Raw genomic sequence first — 575 nt, 5'->3', positions numbered from 1 at the left:
GATACGGTGTCGATCTACCCCGGTGAGTCAATCACTTACCTAGTTGAAGCCACACTGACGCCAATCACCATTGGTACGCTTCAAGGCTTTTCTGCTGCCATCAAAGATGAATCAGGTTCATTAGTTCAGAGCGCAAACGTTGCAGATATAGTCAATGCAGAAAAAGTGCTGAACGTTTCTGACTCCGAGATCGCCATTTCTAAAACAACCACCGCATCAGAATATGTGCCCGGTGGAAACATCGAATATGAAATTACGGTAACTAACGGTTCGTCTAAGTACTTTGCCAATAACTTATTGATTCAAGATAACTTAACTTGTGTCATGACGGAGCAAGCAGGCGGCGCTGGCGATGCGCAAGCATTTAAAGAATGGAAAATTGAAGTCATTTCGGGTGAGGACTCGCTTGGCTCGGATCCGGGTTCGTATAGCTATGGCTCATGGAGCTCAAATCCAATTGCTTTGACGCCCGATCTTGCTCCAGGAAAAACCGTTAAATACAAACTTACCGCAAAAACCAATGACGCTAGCATGGGCGTTATTTTGGATGACTCGACGAGCTGTGCCAACGACAA

1 protein-coding gene is annotated in these 575 nt (G+C 45.7%); it reads left to right on the top strand.

The genetic code is table 11. The features are described 5' to 3' along the window. The coding region (locus R7O13_RS29265; RefSeq protein WP_318305509.1) for a hypothetical protein at nt 1-575 on the top strand (575 nt) is incomplete at both ends.

It is taken from the genome of Vibrio sp. Y176 (assembly GCF_033438945.1).
This window is presented reverse-complemented; position numbering and strand designations above follow the sequence as displayed.